Here is a 17,945-nt window from a genome sequence, read left to right on the forward strand (position 1 = left end):
CTTTGCGATTACTTCGCTCCACTCGTAATGACGTAAAATCGTAGTCCGTGCGTAAGTCCTAAGAGTAAAAAATTGCGTAATTACTCTATCTAACTGGCTATATTTCGCTAAGTTTTTGATGATTTATTTTTCTGGCGGTAAATCTACACTGTAAATAGTTTTCCCCGCCAAGTTACGCAGTGATACGGTCATCACCTTTGAATCAGCATCAATTTTAACTCCTCCAAAGAATTGCAAACCTTCACTTGGGGGTCGATTTGGTTTTGTATCTGGAGGAAGGCTTTGAAATATTAATTGTGGGCCAAAGGTATTTTCCAATTGGTTAGGCCCAAATGTCCCGGAGTTAAGAGGCCCGGCGACAAACTCCCAAAAAGGCTTAAAGTCGGTAAACTGTGCTTTAGCGGGGTCGTAATAGTGGGCTGCTGCATAATGTACGTCAGCAGTTAACCAAACAACATTCTGGATATTTTTATTTTTGATAAATCGTAGTAAATCGGCAACTTCTAGTTCTCTTCCTAAAACCGGGCCATCTCCATTAGCCCAAGCTTCAAAATCAGTGCTACCGTCTCTAATTATCAGCCCTAAAGGCATATCACTAGCAATCACTTTCCATGTTGCTTTTGATGACAGCAACTGCTTCTTCAGCCATTGTATTTGTGTTATGCCCAAAAATTCTGTTTCTTTACTTGGTACTGGCTGATTGTTGGGAGTATTTGGCCCCCGGTAGGTGCGCTCATCCAGCATGAAAATGTCTAATAATGGGCCATACTTGAAGGAGCGATAAATTCTGGCTTTGTCTGGATTATTGGTTGTATATCCAATAGGCAGATATTCTAAAAATGCTTGTCTTGCTCTTCTAGCTAGCAAGTTCACATCTTTAACTGTATATCGGTCATCGTTTTGGAGAAATTCTCCAGGATACCAGTTATTTGTGGTTTCGTGGTCGTCCCACTGTGCCAATATGGGAACTTCAGCGTAGAAACGCTTGATGTTTTCATCCAGTAAATTGTAGATATAGTTACCACGAAATTCTGTGAGAGTCTCCGCTACTTTGGATTTTTCTGGTGTAGTGATGTTTCTCCAGATTGTGCCATCGTCTAGAATTACTTCTGGTTCAATGATGCCATCGGCATAAATATTATCGCCAGAATGGATGAAGAAATCGGGATTAAGTTGGCGCATAGTTTCGTAAATTTTCATCCCACCCAAATCAGGATTAATCCCCCATCCCTGACCGGCGGTGTCGCCACCCCAAACAAAGAATACATCTCGCCCAGATTTAGGGGGAGTTCGGAAAGTGCCTTTGACAGGAGCGCTGTACGTACCTTTATAATCTAAATCTTGGAAGATTACCCGATAAAATAATTGTTGGTCTGGTGGCAGGTTCCTCAGATAAAGTCGTGCTGTAAAGTCGCTATTTTTTAAAGCATCGGGCCCCACAACTCGCCGCACATTTCTAAAAGATTCACTAGTAGAATATTCTACGATTATTTTGGCAGGGCGATCGCTCTTACTCCAGATGACAATGCTATCATTAGATATGTCTCCACTAGCTACACCATAAGATATAGCAGGGCGCATTTTCTCTGATGTGATAATTGCAGGTGCTTGGGCAAAAACTTGTGATTTTGAGACGAAATTTGTGGAAATAATTCCACCGGCTGTGATACCTGAACGTAGCAAAAACTGGCGACGGTTTAGCTTCAATGGGTGATGAGATTCCATACTAAGTAATAGCAAGCTTCAACTAAAGTATTACAATATAACTATGTACCATAGGTTGTTATGGCAAGAAGTAAAGATTGAGTTATCTGAGGATTAATAAAACATATTTAGTTTTTTGTAATTATATTTGAGACTCATATTTGATTTTTGAAATACACCTTAAGTAGAGCGACGCAAATAAAGCTAACTGGCTAAGGCTGTCATTTGTTATTTGTCCTTAGTCATTTATAAGGGTTTCAGGTGTATTTACGTTTCGTAATATAGTTTGATTTATTGTTGCCGACTTACTTAAGCGAGCCAGTGTGTTGTAGAGGGAAGCTGTTCAATGCATCTGACTTTTCCCATTAAGTGGTGAAACAACTTTCATCGCAAGGGTTTCACACTAGACATAGGAGTGAAAAAGAATTGTTTTGACGTAGCAGTGCTACGTCAAAACAAGGGTTCTGGGTTGGGAGAGGGGCTGGGGGTGAGGGAAAAGATTTAAGCAAAATTAAGATGCTCCCTTATTCTCAACAAATTAGTTTTAATGACAATAATCTACGAGAGAATAGGACTTTTGGATAGAGCTATAGTAAGCGTAGGCACAGCAGTCGTAGACATCGCTCCCTCAAGGAGATAAGGGGAAAAGTCAGCTTCAGATACAAGGACTTTTTCTCTGACGAGACGCTAGCGCGAACGCGCCACTTGGGGGCGAAAGCGCGTAGCGGGACGAAGTCCGGTTTTGAACCTTTACTTTTTTTATAAAACCGGAATGATGGTGCGTCCCCCGAATCTGGAAGATATTTTTGTGGAATTAACAAAGTAATGGGGTTTAATTCCCCTGCCTCCACAGGCAGCACGTGAAAGTGTCGGGGTCTAAATCCCCCTCAGAAAACGTAATTACGAATTACGAATTATTTTAACGGGACGCCAGTTAGATTAACCTCATCCTCCTAACTGTCGCAGCATGGCTTCTACTCTTTCTACGCCATCTGAGTCATTGCGCCGCTTGTACAAGTCACGGGCTTTCTGAAGCAAGTTGTTGGCTTGTTTGGTTTGTCGTCTCTGTTTATACATTGAACCCATCAACTCATAAGTCTGGGCGTTGTTCTTATCCAAGTCGATTGCTTGTTCGTATGCCCAGGTAGCAGCAGTATAGTCTCCCATACGCGATTGCGTCACAGCCAATCCCAAATAGGCATTAACGTTGTTACGGTTCAACTGTATGGCACGACGATAACCTTCTTTCGCCCCAGCCGTGTCGCCCAAATTGGCTTTGATGTAACCCACAGCGTAGTAAAAATCACTGTTGTTAGGGTTGATGGCGATCGCCCGACGATAAGCTGTTAATGCTGCCTGGTAATTTCCCTGTTGAGCGTATAAGTAGCCAATGCCTGAATGGATTTTAGCATTCTTTTGATCTAGCCTAGCTGCTTGCTGATAAATTGCGATCGCACCACCATAATCTCCAGTATCTACTAATCTCCGTCCTTCTTCTAGCAGTTGCTTTAACTCTGGGTTTTTGGCTTGTGCCATTAATACCTGAGCCTGAGCTACTGAAGGTATGGTGAAGGCAAAATATCCTAGTAACACCACACTAAACACGAATGATGTTGGCTTGTACACAGTAAATTTCCTGAAATTTTAGAGAACTTTTTTTCTTGTACATTAAAACAAAAATATGGACTTTTGAAAACTGTATTTATTCGTATTAATTAAGATATTAATAGTTCATCTACTTTTCCTTTACAATCAGCACTGTCTAACCGAGTTTTTACTGAATAATCAAGTATCAGCTATCAAGGTTCAAATCAAGTTACCCGACAGGTAAATCAGTACAGCCGCAAAATGGCACTTTTTTTAGTCCGTAGTTATACCTGACAATTCAGCTTATGTGGAAAAGTCCACTAAAAACCTAACCTCCTAACCCCCTTGCCGATGCTTTAAGGGGGAAAATCAGAGTCTCTCTCCTTAAGAAATAGAAGTCAGGTTTTCCAGATGCCGTAAAAAGTCAGAGTAGTTATACGTGTTAACCGGAAAATCTCAACAGGCATCTGACTTAATTCTAGATGTTGATGCGCCAAGTTGATAGGGTTTGTCATTCATTCCTGTTTTTTATTGAATTTAAGAATTTGGTGATTCTGTATCCAATTTGTCTCACATTTTTAGTCTTTGATATTACCCTTTGAGAAGTCGTCATCCCGGCGTTCATACTCTTTTTGGTCATTACACGGTAAGATAAATTTAGTCAGTAAAATGTTCCTTTAAGTCATGGTTGATGTTGAGGACAATACTAAAGGTCGAAGCACAATCTAAAATTGTGTAACATAATATTTACCAAACTGGTATTCTGTCATCAAAGTTACAATTGCTCAAGTATTTTGATCAACTTTGAATAATAAATATTAACTTATATTATTTCTAAGAGGTTAATTTATGATTATAACTACCACTGATGTGATTCAAGGAGCAGTCATTGAGTCATATTTAGGTATTGTGACAGCAGAAATAGTCTACGGCAGCAATTTCTTGCGGGATTTTTTGGCTGGTATTCGAGATATTATCGGTGGACGCACTGGTAGCTATGAGCGTCTCTTTGAGCAGGGTCAACGCAAGGCATTAGAAGAATTAGAACAACGGGCACAACGTTTAGGAGCAAATGCTGTAATCGGAATTGAAATTGATACTGGCACAATCAATCTTGACCAGTCAGGAGTTCTTTTGCTGATTACTGCTACAGGTACTGCTGTTAAAATAATTCGTAATAAGTAAGTCGGTGAGAATAAATCAAACTAGATTAAGTAATGTAAAAAATCTTGATATTAGTTTGTAGTGTTCGCATAGCGTCTCGTAGAGAGGGCTACCCTACGGGAACGCTCCGCGAACAGCCCTCAAATGAGGACTAAAGTCCTTACTACGAGACGCTACGCCAACACCAATACTACTCGGTTAATAATATTTGTAGGTTGGGTTGAGCCAATGCGAAACCCAACAAATCACGCTCTTCGGTTGGGTTTCGTTCCTCAACCCAACCTACACATTTTTTATTTTTTTGCCAAAACCTACGCAGTATTACCTTGACTTCCCTCGGCACAAGGGAAGTAATGACGCTCTCTACGAGAGGTTCCGCCAGCGCGGACTTGCTTTACGTGACGTTAACGTAATTCGTAATTTAGTCTTGTTTTAAGTTTAATTGCATACACTACTAAAGCTGGTTTGTTGTGGAAGTTAATAATTTAATTTTAATTTACAAACTTTCAAAATAAGAATTTATAAATAATTATTGAGATTCTAAATAAATCATAAACTGTATTAAAAAGTTGCCAAATAAAGTCTATTTTTTCTAACTAAAGATAGAGTAATTAACTCTTTCTATTGATAGATATTAAAGCATATGGTTTAGTTATTTAATTATAGGTATAAACATGAATATACCTGAGCAGGAACTTTGCTGAAAAAGCAGTGGAGAACATAAGCGATGTCATACGTAAATCGGACAGGTAATGACGTTATTCCTACTGACACTGTAGTAACAGGTCGAGTAGCTGAATATCATGATCGTGTTCGCTGGGGGCCGATTATTGCTGGTTTGTTAGTTTCTTTAGCTACACAATTAATTTTGAGTTCTATAATTGGTGCGATCGCAGCTGGTACAGTTGCAGGTTCAGCTGCGCCTAGAGCAATTGCCTCTAACGCTGCGGGTAATGCGGGACTTTGGTCAACTGTCGCTTTACTAATTTCCTTATTTACTGGTGGTTGGGTTACAGCCCGTGCTTGTGGGCCGATGAACCGCAATACAGCTCTTCTTAACGGCGCAATTCTTTGGGCAACGACTTTGGCAGTTAGCTCATGGCTTTTAGCAAGTGGAGTATCGGGTGCTTTTGGTGTTGCTGCTTCCAACGCTGGGGAAGTCATAAACCAGGTACAACAGCAAGGTGGTATTAATGTACCACAAGCAAACATCAGCACCCAACAAGCTCGTGAAACGGCAGCTAACTTACGTTCTGGATTGTGGTGGTTTGTGTTTGGTTCTTTGTTGGGTTTAGTAGCTGCAATGATAGGAGCCGTAGCTGGCGCTCGCAGTCCTCGTGCTAACAATTACAATCCTTAAATAATTGTTTGAAAAATCAAATGTTATCAAGCAGAATTCAGGAGTCAGGAGTCAGAATTCAGAACGAATTTTGTACGACTGGCTCTTGAATAATCTTCGATTAAGAATATTCGTAGGTTGGGGAGCCACAGCGCCCTTGCGGGTTCCCCGACTTGAAGCACGTGGCGTTTGAGGAACGAAACCCAACATTTTCTTTCTCTTTTAGGACTTACGCAATAACTTTCTGAAACTCTTATTCCTTTGTGTCCTTCTCCCAGAGGGAGACGCTGCGCGAATGCGGTTCGTTTTTTGATTATTTTGCGTAAGTGCTGTCTTTGTTGGGTTTCGCTTACGCTCAACCCAACCTACACATTTTTATTTTTAGTCTTAACCGAACCGTATTGCCCAGATATGGGATTCGGGGAGCTAGAATTTCAAAATCCCTGTCCCAGATCTGGGAGAGGGATTTAGGGTGAGGGCGAAAACTACGGTTCTCAACTTAGATGAGGTTTATATCCCTAATTCACCATTTCAAATATGAACTTTCAATTCCCTGCTCACGTCGAATTTTACCATCTTTTTCAAACCAAGCAATTACTTGCTGTGCTGTCAAATCTTCAATAGCAATTCCGTACTCTTGAGCAATATGCTTTAAAAGCTTCAGTGATGAAATTGTCAATCTTGTTAAAAACTTTTCTGAGGAAGACAACAAAGCCGCGTCTACTTTTGCTGACTCTTCCAAGGTTAAAAATTGTGCTGATGGTTGCTGTGGTAGTACGTCCATAAACGCTATTTCAAACTCACTTGGGCATTAGGCATTGGACATTAAAAAAAGACAAAATGAAACTTCTACTTGCGAATTTGTACTAAATAGCCACAACGGTGTTCGCCATCAATAATCCAGTGGGTGCGTTCTACGGTACAATCGGGTAATACGGCTGCAAACATTTCTAATTCGTGACCACAGATACTAGGAAAAGACTCAGCAACGTTAGAAATGGCGCAGTTATGCTCCATTAAGATAAAGCGATCGCTCTCAAAGGAGTCATTCACATCGGCCGGGTAATACTCCGCCATGAAGCCTTCCGCTTTTCTTAACTCTACTAAGTTGGCTACCCGTTCTGGCAGTGAGCCATTACCGACGCGATCGCGGTATTCTAGAGCTTTGCGCTGCCACTGTTTCTCTAAAATCGATTTAAATTGATCGTGTCCCACCGTTTCGGCTAAGGTGTCTAGCAACGAAACCGCAAAATTGCCGTGGCCATCACCAAAGCGATCGCTCACTGTGCGATGCAGGCGATCGCGTCCTTGACGACTCAATTCATAAAGATGCTGCGGACGCCCCATCCCCGCCGCCTGTAATGCTGATGAATACAAAACTAGCTCCTCCGTCTCCAAATCTTTAAGATGGCGACGGATCGCTTGGGGGGTAACGTCTAAAACTTCAGCTAGCTCCAAAGCCGTTGCTTTTTCGTGTTTGTGCAGATACTCTAGGATATCTTGCTTGGTTGAGGACTGGTAGGTAGTCGCCATCTTCATTTGGTGCGAGACGTTCAGCGAACGTCACAAAAATTTTTTTGAAAATTGGACTTTGACAACATTGTTGTTGTTAATTTAGCGTAAAATGAAGATAATTAAAACAACAATGAAGTTGTTTTAGTCTCCACCACTATTCTAGCAGCCGTGCAACCATTCCGTAACCGGAGATGGAAATCGGCTAGAGAAAAGCCCGCCTCCCATCCTAAAAGAGTTCTGAACACGAGAGATTATTACTGATGAGTGCCACTGTCAAAACCTTAGTCAACCAACCCTACAAGTACGGCTTTGTCACCGATATTGAAGCCGACACAATTGAGCGTGGACTAGACGAGGACGTTATCCGCTTGATCTCCTCTAAGAAGAACGAGCCACAGTTCATGTTGGACTTTCGCCTCAGAGCTTATCGCCAGTGGCAAAAAATGACGGAGCCAACTTGGCCCAATGTCAAGTATCCGCCAATTAATTATCAGGATATCATTTACTACTCAGCGCCGAAACAGCAGAAAAAAAAGCTCAATAGCTTGGACGAAGTTGATCCAACCCTTTTAGAAACCTTTGAAAAGTTAGGCATTTCCCTATCTGAACAGAAGCGACTGGCAAATGTTGCTGTCGATGCGATTTTCGATAGCGTCTCTGTCGCTACTACATTTAAAGAAAAGTTAGCGGAAGATGGTGTTATTTTCTGTTCGTTTTCGGAAGCGTTGCAGGAACACCCAGAACTAATCAAAAAATACCTGGGTAGCGTTGTTCCCATCGCTGACAATTATTTTGCGGCCTTGAATGCTGCCGTATTTAGCGATGGTTCTTTTGTCTATATTCCTAAAGGTGTAAAATGCCCAATGGAACTGTCTACTTACTTCCGCATCAACTCTGGTGACACGGGACAATTTGAGCGGACTTTGATTGTCGCCGAGGAAGGTAGTTATGTTTCTTACCTGGAAGGTTGCACCGCACCTATGTATGATAGCAACCAGTTGCACGCCGCAGTTGTGGAACTCGTTGCTCTGGACAATGCTGAAATTAAATACTCCACTGTCCAAAACTGGTACGCTGGAGATGCTAACGGTAAAGGCGGTATTTACAACTTTGTCACCAAGCGCGGTTTGTGTCAGGGCGTAAATTCCAAGATTTCCTGGACTCAAGTAGAAACAGGTTCGGCAATTACTTGGAAATATCCTAGCTGTGTGTTGGTGGGTGATAATTCTGTGGGTGAGTTCTACTCGGTGGCGCTGACCAATCATATGCAGCAAGCTGATACGGGTAGTAAGATGATTCACGTTGGTAAGAATACCCGCAGTACAATTATTTCTAAAGGAATCTCCGCAGGTAAATCTAGTAATAGCTACCGGGGTTTGGTGAAAGTGAATCCGACGGCGATTGGGGCGAGAAATTATTCTCAGTGTGACTCAATGCTGATTGGAGATAATGCCCATGCGAATACTTTCCCTTATATTCAGGTGCAAAATAAGGCTGCGAAGGTGGAGCATGAAGCTTCTACTTCTAAGATTGGGGAGGATCAGTTGTTTTACTTTGCTCAACGGGGTATTTCTTCGGAAGATGCTATTTCGATGATGATTAGCGGTTTCTGTAAGGATGTTTTTAATCAGCTACCGATGGAGTTTGCTGTGGAAGCTGATAAGTTGTTGAGTTTGAAGTTGGAAGGTAGTGTTGGATAGGTGGAAGTAAGGATAAACATAGATATATAGGCGTTCTGTGTTTATCTTTAGGAAGAATAACGAACCGCAAAGGGCGCAGAGAGCGCAAAGAAAGAGAAGGGAGAGAAGATGATTATTGAAAATAGTGAAGTTGTGCTGTCGGTAAGGAATCTGACGGCTAATGTTGATGGGACACCGATTCTTAAGGGTGTGAATCTGGAGGTGCGATCGGGTGAAATTCATGCGATTATGGGGCCGAATGGTTCTGGTAAGAGTACTTTTTCTAAGGTGTTGGCTGGACATCCGGCCTATGAGGTGACTGGTGGTGAGGTGATTTTTCAGGGGCGAAATCTGCTGGAGTTGGAGGCGGAGGAACGGGCTAGAAGTGGTGTGTTTTTGGCGTTTCAGTATCCGTTAGAAATTCCGGGTGTGAGTAATTTGGATTTTTTGCGGGTGGCGTACAATTCTCGACGGAAAGCGCAAGGTTTGGAGGAAATAGACGCTTTTGATTTTGACGATTTGATTGAGGAAAAGCTGGATGTGGTGAAGATGAATCCCAGTTTTCTCAGTCGAAGTTTGAATGAAGGGTTTTCTGGTGGTGAGAAGAAGCGGAATGAAATTCTGCAAATGGCGCTGCTGGAACCAAAGTTGGGAATTCTCGATGAAACTGATTCGGGTTTGGATATTGACGCGCTCAGAATTGTGGCGAATGGGGTAAATCAACTGGCAAGTCCAGAAAATGCCACAATTTTAATTACTCACTATCAGCGATTACTTGATTATATTGTGCCTGATTTTGTCCATGTGATGGCACAGGGGCAAATTATTACCAGTGGCGGTAAGGAACTGGCGCTGGAGTTAGAGTCTCGCGGTTATGACTGGGTGCTGGAAGAATTTGCTGCTGCTGAGGTGGGTGTGTAATGAGTATTCAAGTATCTCCTAGTCCAATTCCTAATTCCAATTTAGTCAGTTTGACATCGACTCTGTTGGATAGAGATGATTATCTGACTGGGTTGTTAAATCAAGTAACTGCAACGAAAGCAGAAGGTTGGTTGCAGGAATTACGCCAAAGTGCTGCTAATTGGGTACGTCACTCGACTATCCCCACTACCGGCGAAGAGGAATGGCGGTTTACTGATTTGTCGTCTCTGCGAAAGCTGCAATTTAATGATGTAGAGACGTTGCATGCAACGTCTCTGCATGCAACGTCTCTACAATTTGATATTTTGCCAGAAGCGGCTAATAGTCGTTTGGTATTTGTTAATGGCGTTTTTGCACCGGAGTTATCCGCAGTTTCAGATTTGCCATCTGGTATTGTGGTGAGTAATTTGGCTGGTTTGTCTGCGGTTGAGCAGGAGGGTGTACGCCAGTATTTAGCTCACGCTGAGGGAGCGCAGGAGGTTTTTACTGCTCTGAATACGGCTGGAATAACTGATGCTGCTGTGGTGTGGGTGAAGAAGAATGTGGTGGTTGAAACGCCAATTCATTTGGTGTTTATTTCTGGTGAGAGGGCGACGATTTCGCAGCCGCGTTGTTTGGTGGTGGCGGAAGGTGGTTCGCAGGTGAGGTTGGTTGAGGAGTATACGAACCGCAGAGGCGCAGAGAGCGCAGAGAATGAGGGAGTGTATTTTACTAATGCGGTTACGGAAGTTTGGGTGGGTGATAATGCTGAGGTGAGTCACACTAGGGTTGAGTGGGAAGGTGGGGAGGCTTTTCATATTGGGAAGACTGCGATCGCTCAATCTCGTGATAGTCGATATACAAGTCATGCCATAACTTTAGGTGGGAAGTTGTCACGGCATAATTTGGAGATTTTGCAAACTGGTGAGCAGACGGAAACTACTCTCAATGGTTTGACGATCATTTCTGGTAAGCAGTTGGCTGATACTCACAGTGCGATCGCACTTAATTATCCTCACGGTACGAGTAAGCAATTGCATAAGTGTATTGTAGGCGATCGCGCTCATGCGGTGTTCAATGGTAAAGTTTTGGTTCCTAAGCCGGCGCAGTTGACAGATGCAGCCCAGTTGAATCGAAATTTACTGCTATCGTCTAAAGCCAGGGTTGATACTAAACCCCAATTGGAAATTACTGCTGATAATGTCAAATGCGCTCACGGTGCTACCGTTAGCCAATTGGAAGATGACGAAATATTCTATCTGCAAAGTCGAGGAATTGATGAAAATGATGCTCGTAAGTTGTTAATTAACGCCTTCGCCGCCGAAATCATCAACCAAATACCAGTTCCCTCTCTGCGAGAAATCCTTTTAAACACAGTTAATAATCTCAAGTCCCTGACTAATGACTAATGACTAATGACAAATGACTAATAACTAATAACTAATCTACCAATGACTTTCACCTCTACCAAAACCCTTGCTGATCAAGTTCGCGCTGACTTCCCAATTTTGCACCAAGAAGTAAACGAGAAACCCCTGGTTTATCTTGATAATGCTGCGACATCCCAAAAGCCTTTGTTGGTGTTAAATACCCTACGCAATTACTACGAGCAATATAATTCTAATGTGCATCGAGGTGCCCATACGCTAAGTGCTAAAGCTACTGATGCTTATGAAGGTGCTAGAGATAAAGTTGCCAAATTCATTAATGCTGCATCGCGTCAGGAAATCGTCTACACCCGCAACGCAACTGAGGCGATTAACCTCGTAGCTTACAGTTGGGGTATGAACAATTTGCAGCCTGGGGATGAAATTATCCTGTCGGTGATGGAACACCACAGTAATATTGTACCTTGGCAATTGGTAGCCCAAAAAACTGGTGCAATACTGAAGTTTGTGGAACTGACACCAGAAGAAATTTTTGATTTGTCACAGTTTAAAATGCTGATTTCTGACAAAACTAAATTGGTGTCGGTGGTGCATATTTCTAATACTTTGGGTTGTATTAATCCCGTAGAAGAAATTGGTGCGATCGCTCACAAATATGGTGCTAAATTCTTAGTTGATGCTTGTCAAAGTGTCCCTCATGTGCCTGTAGATGTACAGCAAATAGATTGTGATTGGTTGGTAGCTTCTGGCCATAAGATGTGCGCCCCAACTGGGATTGGATTTTTGTATGGTAAGTTGGAATTGCTAGAATCAATGCCCCCATTTTTTGGTGGTGGTGAGATGATTGCAGAGGTGTATTTAGATCATTCTACTTATGCAGAATTACCGCACAAATTTGAAGCTGGGACACCTGCAATTGGAGAAGCGATCGCACTTGGTGCTGCCATAGATTATCTTAGCAGTATCGGCATGGATAAAATTCACGCCTACGAAGCAGAATTAACGGCTTATTTGTTCCAACAATTAGAGCAAATTCCCCAAATTAGAATTTACGGCCCCAAACCAAATGCTAAAGGGGAAGGTAGAGCAGCTCTTGCATCATTCACCGTCGGAGAAGTCCACGCTAACGACTTATCTACATTATTAGATCAAGAAGGCGTTGCAATTCGTTCTGGACACCACTGTACTCAACCATTACACCGTTATTTAGGTCTTGCTGCAACCGCACGAGCAAGTCTATCTTTCTACAACACCCGCAAGGAAATTGATATTTTCATCAAAGCACTGAAAGAGACTCTGGAGTTTTTTGCAGGTTTCCTTGCTTAAAATTAGAAAATATTCAGACACTAATTGTGCCAATTATCAGCAACATATCTTGCTAATAATTGGCACAATTTAATTATCTGGATTTTTTACAGGAGCAACTAAAGTGTCATACAGTGACTTTACTTTAGATAGAGTTAGAAAAACCTTTGGTTTAACGATTGCTGATAAAATTGATATATTTGCATCTGTACATGAAGTAGAGTGTCCACCATTACTTACAGAAGTACTGCGGGAAAATGTACCATTAGCGCTTGCTAGTAATACTGAAAAATCCCGTTCAGAGATGATTATTGCACCTATTTTAATTGCTGTAAGGAAATATTTAAATAATCAAATAAGTTTATTTTCTGGTATCGATTTTACTGTTGATTCCGCACAAGGTTTAAATGGAAATTGCGATTTTCTTATTAGCCGTTCACCAGAGTTACTAATTCTTAACGCGCCAGTTGTCACAATTGTAGAAGCTAAAAAAGAAAATATCAATGCCGGATTAGGTCAGTGTGTAGCAGAAATGTTAGCAGCTAAATTGTTTAATGAACGTGAGGGTAATAACATTCAGACAATTTATGGAACTGTCACCACAGGAACTAACTGGAAGTTTTTGAAACTTATAGGCCAAGTGATTGAAATTGACTTGAGCGAGTATTATATTAATGACATAGGTAAAATTGTCGGAATTTTATCTAACATCCTCACAGAAGAAGTATTTTAACTAATTCTAGGGATTTGATAAGTTTTGTGACAGAATCCAAATACCGTTACAAATCTTAATTACGAACTTGTGCCGAGCGTACCCCTGCGGGGAAGCAAGCTACGCGTAGCGTCTCGTAGAGAAGTCGAGGTATTACGAATTACGAATTATTTTATATGCTTGTCAAGTCAACGTCTGCTGAACAAAGAACAGTGCTACAGAACATTCGCTGGGAAACCTTTGAAGCCTTGCTGAGAGATACAGGTGAGGACAGAGGCTCAAGATTTGCTTATGACTGCGGTGTTTTAGAAATCATGACTCCACTTTTTGAACACGAAAATCCTAAAATTCAGTTTGACCGATTGATATTCGCTTTAGCAGTGGAATTAAAAACTAAAATTAGAAGTGCTGGTTCTACAACATTAAAACGTCAACCAATAACAAAGGGAATAGAACCCGATAGTTGCTATTATATTCAAAATGAGCCACTAATTAGAGGTAAGCAAGAATTAGATTTGACAACAGACCCAGCACCGGATTTAGCCGTTGAAATTGATATTACTAACAGTTCTGTTAATAAATTTAATATTTATGCGGCTTTAGGTGTAGGAGAATTATGGAGATATGACGGTAAAGTTTTAAAATTTTATCAATTAGTAGAAGACGAGTATACTGAGATTAAGTTGAGTATAGCTTTTCCTTTAATTTCTGTTAGTGATATGAAGAGATTTATCCAGCAAAGTAAAACTATGGATGAAATTGATTTAGTAGAATCCTTCCGCGCTTGGGTGCGTGGAAAGATAGCTTAAAATCATAAATTAATTACGAATTACGAATTACGAATAACGAATTATTTTATATGCTTGTCAAGTCAACGCTTGCTGAACAAAGAACAGTCTTACACAACGTTAGCTGGGAAACCTTTGAAGCCTTGCTGAGAGATACAGGTGAAGATAGAGGTTCTCGGTTTGCTTATGACTGCGGTGTTTTAGAAATTATGACCCCACTTTTTGAACATGAAAACCCCAAAAGTAATTTTGGGAATTTTATTATTGCTTTGGCTGAAGAATTAGGGATTGAAGTGAGAAGTGCTGGTTCAACAACATTGAAGCGGAAAATATCAAAGCGGGGAATAGAGCCAGATACTTGCTACTATATCCAGAATGAACTAGCTATTAGGGGTAAGCAAACTTTAGATTTAGAAAATGATCCGCCGCCTGACTTAGCAATTGAGATTGACATTACCAGTAGTTCAGTTAACAAATTGCGGATTTATTCAGCGTTGGGTGTAACTGAACTTTGGAGATATGATGGACAAAATTTAAAATTTTATCAATTGATAGAGGGGGAATATGTCGAGTGTAAGTTTAGTCTTGCCTTTTCTATAGTATCAGTGAGTGAGATAAGCCGATTTATTGAGCAGAGTAAAAGTATGGGTGAAATTGCCTTACTGAAATCCTTTCGCGCTTGGGTGAGGGGGAAGATAGGGTAGATTGGTGAATTATTTGTACTGGAAAGACTCTACGAAAACATTAAAATATGAATAAAAGATTACTTTGTTATGAGAATATTCGCTTAGTAAATAAGGTCGATTTGTGCCACCTTAGTAATTATTATAAAAACTATTAAAAGCTTGTATCTATTAATTTAATCTTCTAACTGTACTTGGAGAAAGACGTTTACAAAATTCTTCTTGCTCAACGCTATTAGCATAGCAAATGTTAACTGGTATAGAGCCTAAAAATAAGATTATATTGAGCAAGTACATTAACAACAACCATGCACCCCATATTAAAAGTAGATATTTCCGAACTAAGTGTATCTGAACGTATACAGCTTGTCGAGGACTTATGGAACAGTATTCTTCCCACAGCCGATGAAATTCCTCTTAACGATGAGCAAAAACAAGAATTAGATAGACGCTTGGAGATGCATCGCCAAAACCCAAACCAAGGTTCAACCTGGCAATCTGTCAAGGAAAGACTAGGTTTATCTGAATGAACTATCAGTTAATCAAAGCGATCGCACCCCACAAAATTAACTCAAAGAATCTGGATCTATCCCCAACCTCCGCAATTCTTTTGCCAGCCGTTGAGCGCGTTGTTCCGCAGTCGTAGCGCGTTCTTCGGCTGCTGTAGCCCGTTCTTCTGGTGTTAAATATCTGACTCCTTGTTTGTCATACCAATACAACCAATCCCGCGTAATTCCCTGATAGGTTCCCCGTTCATAACCAATTGCTAAACCTATCTCTGATAACCAAAGGAGATTTCCTGGTTGCAATACATATTCACCATTTACAAAGCGATAAACTTCTAAAGGTGGTTTTCTCCGGCGTTGAGGATTGTAGACAACATAATACAAAATCTCCATATCCGCATAAAGTTTCTTTTTGTTGGTGTATTCTCCACGTCGTCTGTGAGAAACAACTTCTAAAGCCATAATTGGCATCACTTTTTCTTCCCACAACACATAACTTAAACGCAAGTTCTCATCAAAAACTCGCTCAACTCCTAAACTTAAAAATCCATCAGGCACAATTGGCGGTAATTCGGGATCATAATATATGCCCATATCAACCCCAAAAAACCAATCCATCCGGTTTGCCCACAGCCAAGCTAAAATGGCTTCTAGCAAGCCCGGAATCAAATGTTGTAGTTGATTATCCACAGGTTCATCGTCAGAATCGGGCAGATCCTCGGCGGAGGGTAAGCAGTGCAATGGGTTGTAATTTAACATGATGGGTGTGAGGCAAACTTATAATATTGATGATATCTATCCACCTCTGACTTTTTCTTGCGATAATTCCCAAGGGGGACGCGCTCTCCACTGGTTAGTAAAAGAGGGATAGATGACACTCAAGCGGTTAATTTTAGTTTTTATACTGACGCCCATAGCAGTTCTGTTTGCAGTTTCGGCTTTATTCAGTAGTTGGCAAGAACCTCAGTTTCAAAGTCGCCTGGAACTCTACCAAACCAATATTGCTCTCCAAGCCCAAGCTTGGCAATCAGAAGATAGCAGCGATCGCAATCTCCAGGCGATTCGGGAAGCAATACTTGGTGAGCAACCCCTGGAGGGCGCTACAAAGCAGTATCAGGAGGCGCGTCAATCAGTTCAAGCTAATTTAGACAAAGTTAACAACAAACTTGCACAATTACGCTCTCAATCGGAAATAACTCCCACACCTCCCAAACCTTTACCGGACGTTCCTCCCACTACTAAAACCTCTCGACGCGGACAGCACCAAGAGTTAGAGAAGTCCCTCAAGCAATTACAAAAATTACTGGCTGAGTTAGACTTGCGCCTGGGAATTTTGCAAGCACAGCAAGGACAGACGGATACAGCCCTCAAAACTTGGAACGAATTACAACAACGCTCAGATATTAATCCAGAATTTGGACAAACTGCTGCTGTATTAAGTGGACTGTGGAGCAATCCTTCCCGTATCCTCCCAAATCCCCAAGAAGCGATTCAAAAGAATTTAGAAGGTTGGTTTCGCTCTACTGCTTTGGTTCAGTTATACCAACTCCAACAACGACAAGATGCTTTATCAGCAGTTAAAGCTGCACAACAAGAATCTTCTGCTCAAGCAGTGTTAAAATTAGCGGTTATTGGCACTATTCCCACCTTGGCAGCTTTAATTGGTTTAATACTGCTGATTTTCTTATTTGCTCAACGCTTGTTGAAAGGAAAAACCTCATTACTAGCTCAAAATGCTGATATTCCTTGGTCAACACCTTGGGATGGTGAAACGGTTTTGCAGGTTTTTATTGTCGGCTTTTTCTTTATGGGGCAACTTTTTGTGCCCTTAGTGATATCGCTGCTACCCATCCCGCGTCCCATCGTCGATGTGCGACTTCAGGCGTTTTCTGTTTTGGTTAGTTACCTGTTGGTAGCATTAGGGGCGCTGTTAGTGCTGTATTTCTCTCTCAAGCCCTTTTTTCCACTACCGCAATTTTGGTTTCGCTTCCGTTTTCAAGATAACTGGTTTTTCTGGGGACTAGGAGGCTATTGCACGGCTTTACCTATAGTTGTGGTGGTATCTTTGATCAATCAACAGCTATGGCAAGGACAAGGTGGGAGTAATCCCCTGTTGCAACTAGCCCTAGAAAGCCAAGATGCTGTAGCACTTGGCATATTTTTCTCTACAGCTGCGATCGCCGCTCCATTTTTTGAAGAAATTCTGTTTCGCGGCTTTTTGTTACCCTCTCTGACTCGTTACTTACCCGTGTGGGGATCAATTCTGATCAGTAGTTTGTTGTTTGCGATCGCTCACCTCAGCTTGTCAGAAATTCTTCCCCTCACCGCCTTGGGGGTTGTCTTAGGAGTAGTTTACACGCGATCGCGCAACCTTCTGGCTCCTATGCTCCTCCATAGCCTCTGGAATAGTGGTACACTGTTAAGCTTATTTATTTTAGGTAGTAATTAATGCTTGCTACGTACGGTTGCTTAAAACAGAAATATCTGTTTTTATCTCCATAAGTAGAAACAATTTACGAATTACGAATTATTTTAATTGTCTTCCCGAACCATTTTTAGCTGTCATGAATTGGATTGCAATTCCATTTTGCGCTCATGGAAGTAGGGATCGGCAACTAAAGAGGGGTTAGAAAAATATGGAAGATGCCTCTTGCGCTTCTAGATTCCCACTAGCC

The 17,945-nt window shown here is 41.5% G+C and carries 16 protein-coding genes; 11 read left to right on the plus strand and 5 right to left on the minus strand.

The genetic code is table 11. From position 1 onward, the window contains the following. Positions 1–123: 123 nt before the first annotated feature. Entirely contained in the window at positions 124–1,725 is a 1,602-nt protein-coding gene (locus LC605_RS00185; protein ID WP_229545561.1) for an alkaline phosphatase, read from the minus strand. A 924-nt stretch (positions 1,726–2,649) separates the two neighbouring features. Continuing rightward, positions 2,650–3,330, minus strand: a complete 681-nt coding sequence (locus LC605_RS00190) for a tetratricopeptide repeat protein (RefSeq protein ID WP_229545562.1) — start codon at positions 3,328–3,330, stop codon at positions 2,650–2,652. Positions 3,331–4,140: 810 nt separating this feature from the next. Here LC605_RS00190 and LC605_RS00195 point away from each other — a divergent pair. Further along, a complete protein-coding gene (locus LC605_RS00195; protein ID WP_229545563.1) occupies positions 4,141–4,476 on the plus strand; it encodes a YbjQ family protein in 336 nt (111 codons plus the stop codon). A 706-nt stretch (positions 4,477–5,182) separates the two neighbouring features. Next, positions 5,183–5,815, plus strand: a complete 633-nt coding sequence (locus LC605_RS00200) for a hypothetical protein (protein ID WP_229545564.1) — start codon at positions 5,183–5,185, stop codon at positions 5,813–5,815. Positions 5,816–6,317: 502 nt separating this feature from the next. Here LC605_RS00200 and LC605_RS00205 read toward each other — a convergent pair. Then, a complete protein-coding gene (locus tag LC605_RS00205) occupies positions 6,318–6,578 on the minus strand; it encodes a hypothetical protein (protein WP_229545565.1) in 261 nt (86 codons plus the stop codon). A gap of 65 nt (positions 6,579–6,643) precedes the next feature. After that, on the minus strand, positions 6,644–7,327 hold the full coding sequence (gene sufR, locus LC605_RS00210) for an iron-sulfur cluster biosynthesis transcriptional regulator SufR (protein ID WP_229545566.1): 684 nt from the start codon (positions 7,325–7,327) through the stop codon (positions 6,644–6,646). 242 nt (positions 7,328–7,569) lie between these two features. Between sufR and sufB the strand changes: the two genes are divergently transcribed. The 8 genes from sufB (at position 7,570) to LC605_RS00250 (ending at position 15,294) form a co-directional block, all read left to right on the plus strand. After that, on the plus strand, positions 7,570–9,009 hold the full coding sequence (gene sufB, locus LC605_RS00215) for a Fe-S cluster assembly protein SufB (RefSeq protein ID WP_229545567.1): 1,440 nt from the start codon (positions 7,570–7,572) through the stop codon (positions 9,007–9,009). A gap of 108 nt (positions 9,010–9,117) precedes the next feature. Continuing rightward, positions 9,118–9,909: a Fe-S cluster assembly ATPase SufC gene (sufC, locus tag LC605_RS00220; RefSeq protein WP_229545568.1), complete on the plus strand. Its 792-nt coding sequence runs from the start codon at positions 9,118–9,120 to the stop codon at positions 9,907–9,909. Then, positions 9,909–11,297 (plus strand): Fe-S cluster assembly protein SufD, encoded by a 1,389-nt coding sequence (gene sufD / locus LC605_RS00225; RefSeq protein WP_229545569.1) that lies wholly within the window; start codon positions 9,909–9,911, stop codon positions 11,295–11,297. The genes sufC and sufD overlap by 1 nt, the downstream gene beginning before the upstream one ends. Positions 11,298–11,339: 42 nt before the next feature. Beyond that, on the plus strand, positions 11,340–12,602 hold the full coding sequence (locus LC605_RS00230; protein WP_229545570.1) for a cysteine desulfurase: 1,263 nt from the start codon (positions 11,340–11,342) through the stop codon (positions 12,600–12,602). 103 nt (positions 12,603–12,705) lie between these two features. Beyond that, entirely contained in the window at positions 12,706–13,314 is a 609-nt protein-coding gene (locus LC605_RS00235) for a hypothetical protein (protein WP_229545571.1), read from the plus strand. A gap of 155 nt (positions 13,315–13,469) precedes the next feature. Further along, a complete protein-coding gene (locus LC605_RS00240; RefSeq protein ID WP_229545572.1) occupies positions 13,470–14,102 on the plus strand; it encodes a Uma2 family endonuclease in 633 nt (210 codons plus the stop codon). Between the two features lie 50 nt (positions 14,103–14,152). Next, positions 14,153–14,785, plus strand: coding sequence for a Uma2 family endonuclease (locus tag LC605_RS00245; protein ID WP_229545573.1), 633 nt, complete (start codon positions 14,153–14,155; stop codon positions 14,783–14,785). Positions 14,786–15,072: 287 nt separating this feature from the next. Further along, a complete protein-coding gene (locus LC605_RS00250; RefSeq protein ID WP_229545574.1) occupies positions 15,073–15,294 on the plus strand; it encodes an addiction module protein in 222 nt (73 codons plus the stop codon). A 36-nt stretch (positions 15,295–15,330) separates the two neighbouring features. On the opposite strand, the gene LC605_RS00255 is transcribed toward LC605_RS00250, so the two are convergent. Continuing rightward, on the minus strand, positions 15,331–16,029 hold the full coding sequence (locus LC605_RS00255) for a Uma2 family endonuclease (protein ID WP_229545575.1): 699 nt from the start codon (positions 16,027–16,029) through the stop codon (positions 15,331–15,333). A gap of 112 nt (positions 16,030–16,141) precedes the next feature. Between LC605_RS00255 and LC605_RS00260 the strand changes: the two genes are divergently transcribed. Next, positions 16,142–17,719 carry a CPBP family intramembrane glutamic endopeptidase gene (locus tag LC605_RS00260; protein WP_229545576.1) on the plus strand — a complete coding sequence of 526 codons (1,578 nt, stop codon included), beginning with the start codon at positions 16,142–16,144 and terminating at the stop codon, positions 17,717–17,719. Positions 17,720–17,945 lie beyond the last annotated feature (226 nt).

It is taken from the genome of Nostoc sp. CHAB 5836 (assembly GCF_020829445.1).
GTDB lineage: Bacteria > Cyanobacteriota > Cyanobacteriia > Cyanobacteriales > Nostocaceae > Nostoc.